Below are 17414 nucleotides of genomic sequence, written 5' to 3'. Positions count from 1 at the left end.
TCTTGATTAATTTTGAATACTCTCTTGGTAGAATTTTCGAACAAAAATGAGGACTGAAGCCAATAACATTCCGTATAATGCCCCTAATATCAAGGACTTAACTAAAATTAAACGACTGACTTTCAATGGCATAATGGGTAAGTCTATGGCTTGGATAAATGGGGTCTTGTGATCTAAGGCATAGGAGGCAATTTCCTTGTTTTTTAATGCCTCCCCATATATAAGTTGTAACATTTTAATATCCTGATCCAGAATTGTCTTGGGGACCTCTTCTTTAAGTAGCCAGGTTGCGCGGTAACTATCCTTCAAATCTGCCAGTCCATATTGTTTATTGTGGAGGAGTTTTCGGAGTGAATCTGTCTTAGAAGCCAAATCATCGTAGGTCTGTTTCTGTTTTTCAATGGTTTTATTGATGTAAAACTGGCTCATTTTGTCAAACAGGCGATTTGCCAATTCATAAGCGAGCATCTCATCCGTGCACTGAACATTAAGTTTCATGATGCTTGTTTTCTCACTGACCGCTGTAGTGAGCATTGATAAAAACAAAGCATGCAATTGTTTTAAGGCAGCATTTTCAAGTCTGGTAAAAACTTCGACTTGTTGATGCTTAAACTGAAATCCTTTTAATGGGTTCTCAATGAAATAATATGCCTTGGCCCCCCATTTTCCATGCGTTTCTAATTCTTTAATCAAGTGATTTGCAAGAAAATCGGATTTCCCAAATACAGTGCAGGAATCAAAAAAGACTTTTTCTGCTATATTTCTGGATTTACCAAGCTCCAATATTTTTTGAAGATTGACCTCATCTCCATGCGAACCTAACAATCCGCCAAATTCACTTAAAACGGCACTGAGTCCTCCTGCTTGGTTTTGATCTTCATTCAACATAAAACTAAGCTCTGCTTCATAAATTTTTGGGTTAGACCAATAAAACCAAAAACCATAAAGCAATCCAACCGCTAAAAATGCATAACACAGCTTTCGATGATGCCGAAATTCATCCAAATAGCGCCGAACATTCAAAACAAGGTCTTTAATCGTACTATAATCAGCTGATGGAGCTTGTGGCTTGTTTTGATTCATGCATAGGTAAATTCATATGCAAAAATAGTTTAATTTGTAGAAGCCCGTAATTTATTTATCCACATGAAGTGGTAGCTTTATCCCATTCAACAGATCCTTCCAATTATTCGTCAGAAGTTACAATGGTGCCATAGTCAATCAATAGTTCTTCCCCAACTTCAATAGCTCGAAGCGACTCAAATTCAAGTCCGTCATTAACGGATTTAATATTGGGTTCTGTGCTGTGATTTAAAAACAAACTTAAGTCCATAGCTTTAAATCCTTTGCTTGGCACATAATAATGAGTTTCATTAAATAGACAATAAGTTTCAATTAAGGTTCGGGACGACTCCGGCAAGTCTGCAACTTCTTCGAAACTCAATTCAGTCCATTCCCCTTCCTCTTTAGAAAAAAAATCTCTGCATGCTTTTGGAATGGGCTTGATTGCAAATACCCCGATGCCGTGAATTGCAGATGGTAAAATTCGGACGAAGGTATTGCTCTCCAATTCTTTTAATAATCCTAGTTTTTGCGCTGACATGCTGCAAGATTACAAATAATTTTAACTCAAACATCCAATTGATTTAATAGTGTTTTAAACCAAGGGAATATAAAAAACCAAAGCTTGTTTTAAAAATCCAAAATCCAAGATGATTATTACTCCGTAAATACCTTCAATTTAAATGCTCATTTTAAATGATCCATCTAAACCTTAATATTTCTAATAAATTTAAAACAAAAAAAATGAAAACCAGTACTTGTTTAGCTTACTTCATTTCCGGAATACTACTGTTTAATGCTTGTTCCGGACCTTCCAATCTTACCAGAGATGAAGCTAATATCCGAAAAGCATATGCCGCGATCATGCAAAAAGATTTTACTGCATTTGCTGCTTTGTGCAGCGCAGACTATACCGAACTTGCTTTGGGCCCGGAACCCATAAAAGGAATTGAAGCAAGCATCGCCCAATACAAAGTATTCCTGGATGCATTTCCAGATACCAAGTTTGAAATTCAATCTATTGTTCCAGCTGGACCCAATCGCTATTTTTTACAAATTCATTTAACAGGTACAAATACTGGAAATTTTATGAATTTTCCTGCTACCAATAAAAAAATAGATGTTCATGACATGGATATCATCACATTAAATGCAGAAGGAAAATGCAATTCACATTGGAGTGCGAATCCAAATGCATCGCTGAGTCAAATTGGATATGGCTTTTTAAACAATCCAAATACCATGCTGGTAACTGCAGCTTATGAAGCTTTTGGCAAAGGAGATATTCCAGGTTTATTAGCCCTTTGCAATGATGACATCACGTTTGAAATTCACGATCGTACGTTTGATTCTAAAATCAGAACCTTTAAAGGCAAAGAAGAAGTAAGTAAATTTTTTACAGAATTAAATGGCAAAATAAAGTATAGTAAATTTCAACCCAGCAGGTTCTTAGCAGATGGTGATGACGTATTTATAAAAGTAGATGTAAATTATACCAATGCATCTAATAAGAAAAATTACAGTGACAGCTATGCACACCAATTCAAAGCCACTAATGGTAAATTGAGCTATTTCAAAGGAATGGATGGTATGGCTGTTGAAATTAAGAATTAAGAATTAAAAATTAAGAATTAAAATATCATGAAATTAAAAATTGTCAATTTGATTATGGTACTTTTTTTAAGTACCCTAAGCATGCTTGCTCAGGAAAAGAAAGCAGGTAAAATAGTAAGTGAATATTTTTCATTCCTTGATGAAGGAAATTTTGAAGCAGTTGAAAATTTATTAACCGAGGACTTTCAGGCCATTGCTCCTTTTTCTCCAAATCCATTTGTGAAAAAGGCCTGGAAAGCAGTTGGCCAAACTTTAAAAGCGGCCTATCCGGACATGAAACATGCGATCAGTTATTGGTTTGCAGATGACAATTGGGTAGCTGTGCGCGGAACATTTACTGGAACAAACAAAGGAGCTATGTTTGGACAAGCAGCAACAGACAATAAAGTAAATGTGCCCATTACCGTATTGTTTGAGTTAAACGGAAAAGGAAAAATCAAATCACTTACCACTCAATTTGATCAAAAACTTTTGGAAAGCCAACTTTTAGCCGGAAATGCAGATCCCAAAATGCGGGCTGAAAAAACTGTTCGGAAACTGTTTGCTTTAATGGATGCCGGCAATACCACACAATTCTCTGATTATTGTGCATCAGATTTTACGATTATGAATCCTTTTGTGGCAGCACCCTCACCCATTCAAGCATTTATTGGAATACTCTCCGCACAAAAAACAGCTTTTCCGGATATGAAACACGAAATCACCGAACTCATTACTGATGGTAAATATGTAACCACAAAAGGTATTTTTAAAGGGACCAATACCGGCAGTATGATGGGAAGTCCTCCAACCGGAAATAAAGTAAATCTTCCTTTTTTAGTCTTGGATGAACTAGATGATATGGGCAAAATTAAAAACCGTTTTGTACAATTTGATGGTAAATCATTTGATGCTCAGCTGATGGTGGGTGTCAATTCAAATGCTGAAAAAGAAAGAATCATTCATGAACTGATGCAAGCTGCTGATGCCGGAGATGTAAACAAATTTGCAAGTTTTTGGAATCCGGTGGGAACCAGCTATTTTGGAAATCACGAAAGTTCACTTGAAGATACCAAACTTAGGATCTCAGCATTCAAAGCAGGAATGCCGGACGTTCACCGCAATTTAGACGAAATAATAATATCCGGAAACAAACTAACAATTCGCGGTACTTTAAGTGGAACCAATACAGGAAAATTTATGGGAAAACCTGCCACCAATAACAAGATTAAACTCGGATGGTTGGCTGTATATACATTCGATAAGAATAATAAAATTGAATCCGGCAGAGTAGAATTTGACACTGCTGCATTTAACGAGCAATTACAAAAACCAAAAATGAAATCCAAAAAATAATTTTATTTACCATTTAAATTCAAATGCCATGCGTACCATGCTACGATGTTCTCTGGAAGTGAACGCTTCCAATAAAGCCCTTTCTGAAGGACGCCTACCAACTATTGTTGGAAAACTTATGGAACTTACCAAACCAGAAGCAGCCTATTTTACTGCCGATGGAGGTCAACGCACCATGTACATTTTCTTTGATATGAAAGATTCATCAGAAATACCACCTATTGGCGAACTCATGTTTTCCAATTTTAATGCGCGGGTAGAATTTCAACCGGTTATGAATCAGGAAGAACTTCAGAAAGGTTTGATGAACATAATGAAATAAGGATTTTTCATATTGTAATTTTTTAAGCAATTTAAATAAAATGAGGTCCACGGGCCTCATTTTATTTTTACTTTGATTTTGCTTCTGAATTCCCCTCAAAACGGATCCAGGCCCAGGAGGCAAGACTCATAAATACAAACATACCACATCCCATTTGTGTACCCAGAGTATATTCAAACAAAAAGGAGAATATTAAAACTACCTGAATGCTCATAATCAAATCGTTTTTATGCCATGATTTTTGAAACACACTGTAGAAAATGATACCGAGTAATGAAACCAATCCAAAAATTCCGGTAAACGCCCAACTAAATAAAAATTGATTGTGTGGAAGTTTTCCTTGTTCAAATCCAAAGCATTCCAAATATGTATTTCTAGTGGCCTGGTAGAGGTCTCCGATTCCGCTACCAAAAAATGGATCGTGTTTAATGAGTTCCAAACCCATTTGCCAGGAAACCAGTCGTTCTAAATCAGAATATAATATCCATTTTCCCCGGGACCATTCTCCTATTTGCCAAATGCTGTAATAAAATTTATTTTGCAAACTCGGAATAAAAATAAATGCCAAGACGATCAACAGGATCATTCCAAATGCAGGTATGAGGGTATTCCAAATTTTTTGTTTTTTAAATTCCGCAATCAAATAATAGCTAAGCGCCAGGTACATGCCGGCTATTCCTGTTTTGACTGAAATTAAATGAATGAAGATGAAAAAATAAACAAACAAAGCCAGTGCAAGATATTTTTCAAATCGATAGCGATAACCAGCAGATTTTAGATACAGATGAAAACACAATAGGGCATTGATAGCAATCAGCATACTAAATCGAATGTGTGAGATCTTGTTTATAATGGGTTTGCCTTTTAATAAATCAAGATTATAGGCCTCAAAATGCCTGAAGTAATCAATGCAAATAGAAATTGAGTAAGAAAATATGGATAGCACAAATACATATAAAATTAAATACCATTGATCCTTGCTTAAATTCCCATGCATATAAAATGCAATTGGTAATAATAAAAAAGGCAAGAGCATTCTGGAAAACCAATACCAATCTTTTAAAGATTCAGACCAGAGTCCGGACAGCATGCAAGTTCCAAAAAAGAGCAGGTAACAGATTAAGTAAGGTTCTTGAAATAACTTATCTAAATTTTGGAGGAAGCTACGATTCCAGCCAATTCTGGATTTGCTTTCATCGTATTGAAATAAAATCAAAATACTTAAAATCATTACAGCAATTGAAAGTAAAGCCGGCGACCAACTGATTCCAATGGCAAATAATAACATTCCCAGTGTAAATACATAAGAGATAGACCGGGGACTTTTAAAGAAGTTGAGGAAGCTTTGCATTCGAAGGGCTAAACTTTTGATTGTCTTGCTTATCAGTTACCTTTGCGCGACAAATGTAATTACAATGTCGCAGGATTGGTTTGCAGAAATAAAACGGATGATCGAAGCTATTCAGTCTTTTGAAATAAAAGATGCAGCCAGTCTTGAACAATTCCGAATCCAGTTTCTTGGATCAAAAAATTTGATAAAACCTCTATTTGCCGGAATTGGCAAAATCCCCAACGAATTAAAAAAAGAATACGGCCAATTGGTCAATGAAGCGAAAATCCTGGCCGAAGAACGGTTTGAATCATTTAAAGACCTCAAGACAGCTGCTACTACCTCCGAAGCATCCAAGTTAGATTTAAGTTTGCCGGTACAATTAATGTCAAATGGTACCAGGCATCCGATTTCTCAAGTTTTGGAACGAATTGTTGGCATTTTTAATAAAATTGGCTTTGAAATCGTAGAAGATCGTGAAATTGAAGATGACTGGCACAATTTTACAGCCCTAAATACACCGGATGACCACCCGGCCAGGGATATGCAGGATACCTACTACCTCCGCGATTTTGGAAATATGCTGCTCCGAACCCATACCTCCTCTGTCCAAACCCGGTATATGGAGCAAAACCAACCTCCCATCCGAATTTTAGCTCCCGGACGGGTTTATCGCAATGAAACCATCTCTGCCCGCTCGCATTGCCAGTTTCATCAAGTTGAAGGTTTATATATTGATAAGAACATCAGCATGGCCGATCTCAAGCAAACTTTACTCTTTTTTGCCAAAGAAATGTATGGGCCTGAGGTCCGTATGCGACTTCGACCCTCGTATTTTCCTTTTACAGAGCCCTCTGCTGAAATGGATATCTACTGGGGACTTAAAGACGAAACCGATTACCGGATCACTAAAGGAACCGGTTGGCTGGAAATTCTGGGTTGCGGCATGGTCGATCCGGCTGTACTGAGCAATTGTGGAATTGACCCGGATGTATATTCCGGTTTTGCCTTCGGAATGGGAATCGAACGCCAGGCGATGTTGCTTCATAAAATTCCTGACATCCGCTATTTCTTTGAAAATGATCAACGCTTTTTAAATCAGTTTTAATTAAGATTCATCAACATGAAAAAACCTTCTTTAGCAAAAGGTACCCGTGATTTTTTACCCTTACAGGCCAATCGAAGGAAGTTTATTTTTCAAACGATTGAATCCGTTTTTAAAAATTATGCTTATCAGGCTCTGGAAACTCCGGCCATGGAAAACTTAAGCACACTGACTGGAAAATACGGTGATGAAGGAGACAAGTTATTATTTAAAATAGTGAACAGCGGAGATTATTTAAAAGATGCTCCGGAAGAATTTGTCCAAGAAAAAAATTCAAATAAACTCCTACCATTTATTTCAGAAAAAGGACTCCGGTATGATTTAACCGTTCCCTTTGCACGGGTGGTTGCTATGAATCAAAACAGCATTCATTTTCCATTCAAACGATATCAAATCCAGCCCGTTTGGCGAGCCGATCGACCGCAGCGCGGGCGATACCGTGAATTCTATCAATGCGATGCCGATGTCGTTGGGTCAAACTCCCTGCTCTACGAAGCAGAATTAATTCAAATTTATGATCAGGTCTTTAGCACTTTAAAAATTCCGGTCAACATCGTTTTTAATCATCGCAAAATATTGGAAGGAGTAGCCAGTCAAGCAGGTTGCATTGATCAATTCATGAACATGACGCTTGAATTAGACAAATTGGATAAAATCGGACCAGAAGAAGTCAAAAAAAATCTGATGCAATTGGGCATTGCAGCGGATCAAGCAGACTGGATTTTAAAAATTACCGCATCAGATAATTTAGAAGATTTTAATTTTAATGAGCTTGCCATTCATGGTAAAAACGAACTTCAAAAAATCCTTGCTTTTAATTCAAACTATTCCTACGGTCAAACTTTAAAATTTTCAGCTTCACTTGCGCGTGGTTTAAGTTATTATACCGGCTGTATTTTTGAAGTATTACCCACCACAGTCAAAATGGGCAGTCTTGGGGGTGGAGGACGCTATGATAATCTGACCGAAGTATTTGGATTGCCAGATGTATCCGGAGTCGGCATTTCCTTTGGAGCAGATCGGATTTACGACGTTTTAGAAGAACAAAATTTATTTCCGATAGAAATTTCCCAGGCAGTGCGAGCACTCTTTATTAGTTTGGATGAAGCTTGTTTACAAGTAGCTTTTGAATGTGCTGGAAGCATTCGTTCTTTTGGGATACCTGTTGAAGTTTATCCGGAACCAACCAAGATTAAAAAACAATTTTCGCATGCTGAAAAATTGGCAGTACCTTATGTGATTATCATTGGAGAAGAAGAACGCCAAAGCCACACAGCCCTTGTAAAAAATCAGTTCACTGGAGTTCAGGAACGTGTTTCTTTTGATATGCTTGCCAATTACATTGCCCAATAATTTAATTTGAAGCACCGAAATCATTTTTAATTGGGATTTCCGGGGTCTCAAACCTAGCAGGTTTCTCTCGAAACAAACACATACATTTTGAATTCCTAAAAATGTCTTAAATATTTCTTCAAACACACTAAAACCACGGATTCTGAAGTTTATAAGAGCAGAACTAAAAACATATTAAATATAATTATAATATATATTAACATTATATTTAGCGTGTTAACGTTTCGTTTTCAATAATATTCGTACCTTTGTGATCCTTCTGCGGTTAAGTATATGTATTTGATTATATTTGTATACGATCGAAGAAGGGACTACGGTTCGATTTAAGAAATTACGGCATTTTTCCATGAACAAGCTTTCATCCATATTCATTGTATTCCTGTTTGTGCTATTATCGCACAATGCCAATTCCCATCAGGGGTTGAAGGCTACAGGAATATTGAGTTTGCTTGGAAATAAACCTGAATTTTACGAAGAGGAAGTACGCTCACGCCTGGAGTCCATGGACTGTCTGGTCTCCCTCCGTATTGAAGAGGATGTGCTGGATCAGGTTAAACGATTTGTTGGCCGAAATAAGGCAGCTACCCTCGAAATCCTTAAACGGACTGAAAACTATTTTCCGTTGATTGACCGGATTTTTACCGAAAACAACCTTCCAACTGACCTTAAATACCTGACCATTGTAGAATCTGCACTCCAGCTGGATGCAAAATCCTACGTTGGGGCTGCAGGAATCTGGCAATTAATGCCCGCAACGGCCCGGATCCTTAAATTACGGGTTGATGCTAAGGTGGACCAACGCTTAGATCCTGTTTTAGCAACTCAGGCAGCTGCCCTGTATTTTAAAAATTTGTATGCCATGTTTAATGACTGGTCTTTGGTCATAGCTGCCTACAACTGTGGGGAATACAAGGTAAAAGATTTACTCGAATCCAGTAAAGCCACTGACTTTTGGGGAATTAAAAAGCTTTTACCACGCCAAACACAACTCTTTGTACCGGCTTTTATTGGCGCCAGTTACTTTATGAAATATTACCCGGAACATAACATTGTACCGGTTATCGAAGAATTTCCAGACGAAAAAATAACCTTTGCTAAAATTTATAAGGAAGTCAATCTTCGGGATTTATTTAAGAAAACCAGCATTAAGAAAGAGCTGTTTCTAAGTCTCAATCCATCCTACAAACGATTTAGCATTCCCGGATTAAACAGCGGTTCATCCGTCAGTTTACCGGATAGCCTGATGGTTGAATTTGTAGATTATTACCGCTTTCAAAATAAATTTAATCCTGTTTTGGATGAAGCACGACTGATGGAAGATGCAATGCCTGATCATGAAATCATATCCTTCAACAGGCCTTTTATTTTTTCACCAGACAACATCTCCATTCAAAATCCAAGTTCAATAAATCTGGCATTTGAGTCTGCTTCTATTAAAGATATTAAAAAAAAGACCGATTATAAAAAGGATTCAAACCAGCAATTACTTCGCCATCTGGTAAAGACACGGGAATCCCTTTCGGAAATCGCCGACTTCTATCAGGTTGAATTGGAAGACCTCCTGAGCTGGAATGAACTAAATCCGTCAAAGGAACTATTAACGGGTACCGTTCTAAAAATCTACCCGTCCAAATCAAATGTTTTGGGCCTTGAACCCAGCTTAAGCAAGGATTAAGACGCAAATTCGTGCATCCTTTTTTCAGGAAATTCAGTTTACAACGCAGCCTTTTCATTTATTATTTGTTAAATTTGATAGCGCAAGCAATTATTACGGCCTGCTATTGTTATATGGTTTAAAGCCCTGATTGAAATGAAACTACGGATCTTTATAGTCCTCTTAATAATTTCAGCCCTCGGATTTTGGTCATTCAGGCCAGCATCCGATGCTTCAGGCTTTGCATTTAGTACGGGTGAGAAATTGGTTTATAAGATTTTCTACAACTGGAATTTCGTCTGGTTGACAGCAGGAGAGGTAGTATTTGAAATCAAAGACGAACCCGATTCCTATCACATCGAAGTAACCGGTAAAACCTATGCTTCCTATGAATGGTTTTATAAAGTGCGGGATAAATATCACTCGTATATAGATAAGACAACCGGCCTTCCTAAATTATACATTCGGGAAATCCATCAGGGCAATTACAGACATTATGAAAAAATTGTTTTTGATTATCCCAATCATAAAGCCTATAGTTCAACAGGTCGAAGCTTTAACAATACAAAAACTTCCGAGATTGATTTAGATGGAAATTATTATGATATGATTTCAAGTATGTATTATCTGCGAAATATTGACTTAAAATCATTTCAAAATAATAAATCAACTGCTTTTAAAATCATCCTGGATAACACCAAATACGAATTAAACCTGAAATATCAAAAAGAGGATCCGGGATTTAAAGTTAAAGAAAGTGGAACTTATAAAACCATTCATGCAATTGGAGATGTGATTTCGGGAAATGTATTTGATGAAGGGGTGCAAATGAATTTTTGGGTGGCTAATGATTCAAACAAATTACCCGTTCTCATGGAATCTCCACTCGTGGTCGGTTCAGTGAAAGGAATTTTGGCTTCATACGAAAATCTGAAATATCCCTTTTCAGCGAAACTCAAATAATTGAAATACCTTTTTTATATTTTTATTTCCCTTTGTCTTGTCGGACTTGGGTTTTACATTGGAAATAATTACAAGAACACAAACAGTATCTCTAAAACAGATCAAAGCATTTTATTAGAACGCATCAAAGACGTTTTTAAAGTGGTTTATGTTGAAGCCCAGTTTAATGAAATCATCAATCACAAAGACTACACCTGGTTTGATTTAAGTCCGTTTCGCAAAATTGCTATGATTCGGGTACAAGCCACCGTACATGCAGGCATCGATATGGATTCCTCCAGATTGGTGTTGGACGAAAACACGAAGACGGTTCATTTTTATCTGGATACGACCCCAGTCATTATCAGCATCGAACATACCATGGATTACTTTGATCTGCAACAAGGCAGCTTCAATTATTTTAAACCGGAAGAACTCAGCGGACTGGAGGAAAATGCAAAATCGTTTATCCGTCAAAAGGCTCAACAAAGTGATTTACTCAATCGCTGTTCGTCAAAACGAAATGAAATGATCCAACTTATGGATGATTTGGCAAAAGGTATTGGTTGGAAATTAAATTTACACCCCAATAAAAAAATAGTTCCTCTAAATTAAAAAAGCACAAGAAGTATTAAATCCTTGTGCTTTTTTATAAAGAAAATAAATTGAAACCTATTTCTTCAACACCACCTTTTTAGTAGCAAAGTACTTATCAGATTTTATTTCCAATATGTAAATGCCATCGGTTAAATTTTGAATACTAATTTGTTCTGCTTTTGAATTGGCCATCGAACGATTAAGGATCACTTGTCCTTGTAAATTAATCAATCGGAGTCGAGCCGTTTTATCTAAAATTTCATTGGTTGAAATCTGCAACTGCCCCTGGGTTGGATTTGGATACACCAGCAATCCCGGATCAAGTGTTTTATCGTCTGTTGCTACGGCTCCAATTTGTATTTTAAAATAATCCGTGCCATACCAACCACCGGCTCCATCTTCAACAGTAAATAAGAAGCCATCAATTTCCATATCAGCACCCAGGTGATGATAACTTAATTTGCCATCATCAATATCTTTTTGTGTAAACCTGGATCCGTAATCCAAAGGCTGTCCGTTTAATAATAAATCTCCCCGTTGCGTTTTAGCTACAATGGTATAAACCAATTGGTCTGCGGTATTATCAATGTCCTGTGATTGCAACAAATCCAAACCAATGCCTTTGGTTTCGCCTGCATTCAAATACAAACCCAAATTATTTAAATTGAATGGATTGTTTACAATGAGATCCGAGCAAATATCTAATTTGAAATTATTAAATTCTGCCAAGCCTGATAGAAAATTATCGGTTGCCAGTTCAATCCGCCAATCTCCTTTTTTATTTTCACCAATAAATTTACTTAAGGATTCTAAAGGCTGGATCAGTTTTCCTTGAACGGGCGGACAACCTCCTGCCAATAAAGTAACTGAAGCATCGTCATCAAAGCTGCAATCAAAATTGCTGGTAACACCGCAATTTTTATCAAATAATTTTACTTTAGTGCCAAAGGGGCTAACCAGAGTGAGGCTCACACTATTTATACCCACTGCAGTGGCTTCAAAATTTTTCACGTTGACATCGCTGATAAATCCTGCATCGGGTATGGTAAGCATCATGGTTCCGGTTCTGTTTGCTTTTAAACTAATCACATTTCCTATATAATCCGTTTCAATACATGCTTTATTGATTGTATGAAATGCAGCCGGTGTTGTTGGTCCACCATCACCGCAGCGATTTACAGGAATGATTCGCCAGTAGTATAATTTGTTTTCTTCAAAGAAAAAATTTGGTTTAAAGGTCGAACCTTTAATTCCTTTTAATGTGTAAACAATTGTATTTCCAAACACAGGTGAAGTGGCAATTTCCAAATTATAGGATTCTGCATTCACGCTGGGATTCCATTTGAATTCAATAGATTGAGCCAAACCTGAAAGTCCATCAGCAGGATAAATTGTTTTTACCGCTGTGTAATCCACGCTGACTAAATCCAATTCAATGGATTCTCTTAAGGTGTCTCCATTGGGTGTGATGGCCGCAATAACCAATGTGTTGATTCCTGATGCAACTACATTGGTAAAATCCAGATGCAAGACATTTGATCCATTGACATCAAATGACGATTGATCAAAACGATAGCTCGCATTATCCGGTAATCCACTTTCAACAAAAATCTGCATGCTGCCGGAAATCTTTGCTGCACATGATTGAACCAAAATATCAGTTTTGGTAGGAACACAAACTCTTAACGATTTGGGTGCAACACCAAATAAAAGTTTTGGAGATACCGAACTGCGAATCCGAATATCTTGATCAGAAACATCAAAGAAAATATTTCCTACAGATTCAACCAAGATTCGTGCTCGTGAAGAACCAATTAATGAATCAGGAATTGTAACCAATTCTTCTCCATCATTGTCCGTATTTAATGCCAATGGAATTAAATTATCCGGATTGGTTCGGTTGGGCATCAAATAAACATTTACTTTCTTACAGTTCACCAACGATTTATCAGTATTTGCAACATCCCAACGTACCTTATTGCATAAATCGGTATAAAGTGTATCTAAAGTAGATTCATTTGGAAAAACAACTGCAAAAGGCCCGGCTGATTCCAACGCATTAAATCCAATTTGTTTCCAGGTAGTAGCTCCTGCACCTGGATGATTGTCTCTTACCGTAAACCGGAATGTAATTTGTCTGTCAACAGTAGGCAAAACTTCAGTACGCTCAAAATTTGCTTTGGTAAGAATGGTATTCCAAACCGGCACAATCCGAATGGGATTATTATTGGGGAAAATGGATTTAAACAAAGGTCCTTCTTCGGTCAAAGAGGGTTCACCCAACATAGGACCATAACCTCCTGCATCGTACTGTTCCCAATTGTAAGTCATGGCATCGTTTTCCATATCGGTAGCCCTTCCACTCAATTTAAACGGAGTTCTGATTGGGATATAAAGTCCGGAAGGAAATAGTATTTCTGGTTGAGGAAAACTGTTGTTTGCAGGTGTGGTAGTACCACACGAACCAATTTCATTTCTTGTAAAATTGTATATGCGTTCGACGCTGTTTACATGGAAAAAATTAGGATGTGGTCCGTTGCCTGGTTCTACATTCAATCCAGCACCACACAAGCCACTATAAGACATTATGGTTGTACCACTTCCAGGCTCGTACGAAGTGCCTGATTCATTTCCATTGCAATTGGAGAAGGTATGCGAAGCATTGAATTGATGGCCCATTTCATGGCAGGTGATTCGTTGACTGACATATGCAATGTCGGAAGTATACCAACAGGTCACGCCACCCCCTTTGTTGTCGTTGCACACGCATCCTAAAAATGCAATGCCCCCAACATCAGTACAGCCAATGGTATAGATATGACCAATGTCATAAGCTGATCTTGGAATTTTAGCATTGATGATGCTGGTGTTAATTCCCAAAGTAGCCCCCCCCATGGTAGGCTGTGGGTAAGGGTCTGCATTCCCGTCTAAATAAATCAAGCGATCATTGGATGCAATTAAATTTAAATGCACCGCTACATCTTTTTCATAAACGGCATTGATCAATGATAAGGAAGCAACCATTTTGTCCAATGCCAGGGCAAGGGTTCCTCCACCTAAATCGCCACGTCCTCCCCAATCTCCCGTGCAGGTTAAAGCCAATCGGTAGGTTTTTAATTCAACCGGAGTGCCCAAAATGCCCCCGGTTCTGGATTGTAATTTTTGTTCGACTTGTGGATCAACGGGTGCTTTCACTTCGGTGATATCCTTTGTACCACAACTCAATTGGACTGGATCATTTAATCGCAGGTCATTGGAATAAAATACCCCATAACCATTTAAATTACTCCTGTCATAAGCTTCGATAACTACATCGCCTTGCTCTGTGAGGATATACGCCTGAAAACTGTAAGGAGAAATAGACATCCGCATGTAATGGCTGCCATCACTTCCTTTATAAGTTTTTATTTCAGGATATTTATCAGCCAGGCCCTGCTCCATTACAGGAGATTCCTGAATGTAAAAGGTATGCAGGCTGCCATCCGGAAAAGGCAATTGAATCGGAACTGCATGAGAAGCATTGGATTCAAGAGGAACCTGATGAATTAGAAATTGACGAAATCCATCGTGATTTAATTCAAAAAACTGGACATGTTCCAATTTATTCCAATCACTGCCACTGCTTAACGCGGGTTTCGTATTGGAGCGATTCCAGAATGTATTTTGAGCTTGAATAAAGCTCGCCAAGCTCAATAAGCTGATGAGGAGTAAAAATCTTGTTTTCATTGTTGAAGGATTACCTACTGTATGGTATTATATAACGCACAAATTAGGGAAACGTTGGCGCTGATTTTCAATTTTATCCCAAAAAATCGCCTAGTTTGCACGGATTTTTCTAAAAATTCTGCTTCCGTTAGTATTTCAACAGTGCCCAATGCCCTGGCTTTTGTCAACTTTGAACCAGCATTCTCCCCAACCACCAGGATATTGAGATTTGAACTTACAGCCGACAAGGTCTTGGCTCCAGCTTTTTCAGCCAAATCCTGGGCTTCCTTGCGATCCATTTGGCTCAAGGTGCCGGTAAATAAGATGGTCTTACCGGCAAAAGGAGAATCCGATGAAAACTGTCTGGGTCTATCTTCGTCTGTTTGAACCATGTTTACCCCCAAAGATTCCATTTCCCGGAGCATGGTCACATTTTTCGGATTTTCAAAAAAGCGAATGATGTTTTGACCTACTACCGGACCAACATCTTTAATGGCCATGTATTTTTCCAAAGGCCAATGTTCCAGGTCCAATACATTGGGTAGATGTTCCGCAATCAATTTGCTGACTTTTTTTCCTAAATGATGGATACACAAACTGTGTAATAAGCGATGAATGGGATTGTGTTTCGCCTTTTCAATAGAAATCCGCAATTTTTCTGCTGACTTCTCACCCATTCCTTCCAATTGCGCAATTGCTTTGTAGTCCAATTTATAAATATCATCCATTTGGCGAATCCATTTCAAATCAAAAAATCGTTCGATGAGTGATTTACCCAATCCATCGATGTCCATTGCGTCTTTAGAAACATGGTGGATTAATCGTTGCACGATCTGAGCTTCACAGAAAAAATTTGGACAACGCCAGGCAGCTTCTTCTTCTTCCCTGATTAAAGTGGTTTTGCACGATGGACATTCTTTTGGAAATTGAATGGGTTTTTCTTGTCCGGTACGCAGCTCAGGAAATGCTTTCACAATATAAGGGATGACATCACCCGCTCGTTCAACAAGTACCTGGTCTCCATAGCGGATATCCCGGGCGGTAATAAAATCTTCATTGTGAAGCGACACAGAAGACACGGTCACTCCTGCTAATTGGACGGGTTCGATTTTTGCAACGGGAGTGATGCTGCCAATTTTTCCAACCTGAAATTCTATGGTAAGCAAACGCGAAGTTGCCTGCTTGGCTTGAAATTTATGAGCAACGGCCCATCGGGGATGATGTGAGGTAGCACCGCATTGGTCCTGCAATCGAAGTTCATTTACTTTTACAACGACTCCATCAATGTCATAAGCATATTGATCCCGTTTCTCCGTCCATTGATTGATATAAGCAATCACATCTTGAATCTGATTGCAAACTTTCCGTTCATGCAGAGAAACTTTAAAACCAAGTGCATCCAAAATCTGCATCCAGTCAGAATGTTGTTTTTGATTAAACAACACATTTTCATTGTTAGAATCTACAGCGTAGGCCATCTGAAAAATAAATACATCCAATCCACGATTGGCAGTTTCTGAAGAATCTTTAACACGCAACACACCGGTTGCTGCATTGCGTGGATTTGCAAGCAGTGCCTGTCCTTCTGTTTCACGCGCAGCATTTATTTTTTCAAATTTTGATTTGCTGATAACTGCTTCACCCCGAAGTTCTGCTTTATAGATTCCGTACTTTGAGAATGCCGCTTTCAATGGAAGGGAACGAATGGTCCGTGCATTGTTGGTAATTTCTTCTCCTTTAATTCCATCACCCCGTGTTGCAGCACGAACCAAATAATCATTTTCATAAATGACGGCAATGCTGCCGCCATCAAACTTTGGTTCGGCAAAATATGCCAGGGGAGATTCTGAATCCAGACCACATAATTTGCGAACACGCTGATCAAAATCCTGAAGATCCTCTGCATTGTATGAATTTTCCAAAGACAACATCGGATTCAGATGTTCTACCGACTGAAACTGATCAACCAGATCACTCGATACCCTTTGAGTAGGTGAATCCGAGGTCAGCCAATCCGGATGTTGCGATTCTGTGTATTCCAGTAATTTATAAAGGAGGTCGTATTCATAATCAGCGATTAGCGGATTGTCTTGAACATAATACTGCCATTCATGAAAACGAATGACGTTCCGAAGCGAATCCAGTTCTGCTAATTCAGAAATGGACTTTGATTGTAAGAATTGCTTGGTTTGTTGAACCAGCTTCTGTATTTCTGCTGCTGAATAATGCATACGAAGAATTGGGTGGTCAAAGATAGGAAATAAAGGAAATGCAAAATTCAATCCAATAGCCTTGAAAAAATTTAAATGGAATTTGATTTGCCTTGAAATAATCTACAATAAGAAAATTACTGTTTTCAATACACATTATACTTTTTATAATATTAGGAAAGCCC

At 38.0% G+C, this 17414-nt stretch carries 13 protein-coding genes; 8 read left to right on the top strand and 5 right to left on the bottom strand.

Annotated elements, in window-relative coordinates:
• Positions 1-6 precede the first annotated feature (6 nt).
• Both IPJ80_07435 and IPJ80_07430 read right to left on the bottom strand, forming a co-directional pair.
• Positions 7-1083: a hypothetical protein gene (locus tag IPJ80_07435; protein ID MBK7913318.1), complete on the bottom strand. Its 1077-nt coding sequence runs from the start codon at positions 1081-1083 to the stop codon at positions 7-9.
• Positions 1084-1186: 103 nt separating this feature from the next.
• A complete protein-coding gene (locus IPJ80_07430) occupies positions 1187-1603 on the bottom strand; it encodes an SET domain-containing protein-lysine N-methyltransferase (GenBank protein ID MBK7913317.1) in 417 nt (138 codons plus the stop codon).
• Positions 1604-1806: 203 nt separating this feature from the next.
• Between IPJ80_07430 and IPJ80_07425 the strand changes: the two genes are divergently transcribed.
• From IPJ80_07425 to IPJ80_07415, 3 genes are read left to right on the top strand one after another with little or no spacing between them, the layout of a single operon-like run.
• The gene (locus IPJ80_07425; protein ID MBK7913316.1) at positions 1807-2676 is read left to right on the top strand and encodes a nuclear transport factor 2 family protein; all 870 of its coding nucleotides are present in this window, start codon (positions 1807-1809) and stop codon (positions 2674-2676) included.
• Positions 2677-2703: 27 nt separating this feature from the next.
• The gene (locus tag IPJ80_07420; protein ID MBK7913315.1) at positions 2704-4011 is read left to right on the top strand and encodes an ester cyclase; all 1308 of its coding nucleotides are present in this window, start codon (positions 2704-2706) and stop codon (positions 4009-4011) included.
• Between the two features lie 28 nt (positions 4012-4039).
• Positions 4040-4333 carry a hypothetical protein gene (locus IPJ80_07415; GenBank protein MBK7913314.1) on the top strand — a complete coding sequence of 98 codons (294 nt, stop codon included), beginning with the start codon at positions 4040-4042 and terminating at the stop codon, positions 4331-4333.
• A 67-nt stretch (positions 4334-4400) separates the two neighbouring features.
• Here the strand turns inward: IPJ80_07415 and IPJ80_07410 are convergent, their stop codons facing one another.
• Positions 4401-5684: an O-antigen ligase family protein gene (locus tag IPJ80_07410; protein ID MBK7913313.1), complete on the bottom strand. Its 1284-nt coding sequence runs from the start codon at positions 5682-5684 to the stop codon at positions 4401-4403.
• Positions 5685-5748: 64 nt separating this feature from the next.
• Between IPJ80_07410 and pheS the strand changes: the two genes are divergently transcribed.
• The 5 genes from pheS to IPJ80_07385 all read left to right on the top strand — a co-directional run bounded on the left by pheS (position 5749) and on the right by IPJ80_07385 (position 11332).
• The gene (pheS, locus tag IPJ80_07405; protein ID MBK7913312.1) at positions 5749-6771 is read left to right on the top strand and encodes a phenylalanine--tRNA ligase subunit alpha; all 1023 of its coding nucleotides are present in this window, start codon (positions 5749-5751) and stop codon (positions 6769-6771) included.
• A gap of 15 nt (positions 6772-6786) precedes the next feature.
• On the top strand, positions 6787-8121 hold the full coding sequence (locus IPJ80_07400; protein MBK7913311.1) for a histidine--tRNA ligase: 1335 nt from the start codon (positions 6787-6789) through the stop codon (positions 8119-8121).
• Positions 8122-8410: 289 nt separating this feature from the next.
• Positions 8411-9796 carry a transglycosylase SLT domain-containing protein gene (locus tag IPJ80_07395; GenBank protein MBK7913310.1) on the top strand — a complete coding sequence of 462 codons (1386 nt, stop codon included), beginning with the start codon at positions 8411-8413 and terminating at the stop codon, positions 9794-9796.
• 135 nt (positions 9797-9931) lie between these two features.
• The gene (locus IPJ80_07390) at positions 9932-10738 is read left to right on the top strand and encodes a DUF3108 domain-containing protein (protein MBK7913309.1); all 807 of its coding nucleotides are present in this window, start codon (positions 9932-9934) and stop codon (positions 10736-10738) included.
• Positions 10739-11332 (top strand): DUF4230 domain-containing protein, encoded by a 594-nt coding sequence (locus IPJ80_07385; GenBank protein ID MBK7913308.1) that lies wholly within the window; start codon positions 10739-10741, stop codon positions 11330-11332.
• A 57-nt stretch (positions 11333-11389) separates the two neighbouring features.
• Here IPJ80_07385 and IPJ80_07380 read toward each other — a convergent pair whose 3' ends face one another.
• Together IPJ80_07380 and ligA are read right to left on the bottom strand one after the other, a co-directional pair.
• Positions 11390-15040, bottom strand: a complete 3651-nt coding sequence (locus tag IPJ80_07380; GenBank protein ID MBK7913307.1) for a T9SS type A sorting domain-containing protein — start codon at positions 15038-15040, stop codon at positions 11390-11392.
• Between the two features lie 14 nt (positions 15041-15054).
• Positions 15055-17250: an NAD-dependent DNA ligase LigA gene (gene ligA / locus IPJ80_07375; protein ID MBK7913306.1), complete on the bottom strand. Its 2196-nt coding sequence runs from the start codon at positions 17248-17250 to the stop codon at positions 15055-15057.
• Positions 17251-17414 lie beyond the last annotated feature (164 nt).

It is taken from the genome of Saprospiraceae bacterium, from assembly GCA_016714025.1.
Classification (GTDB): domain Bacteria; phylum Bacteroidota; class Bacteroidia; order Chitinophagales; family Saprospiraceae; genus Vicinibacter.
Note: the sequence above shows the minus strand (reverse complement) of the source record. Positions and strands in the feature narration are given on the sequence as shown.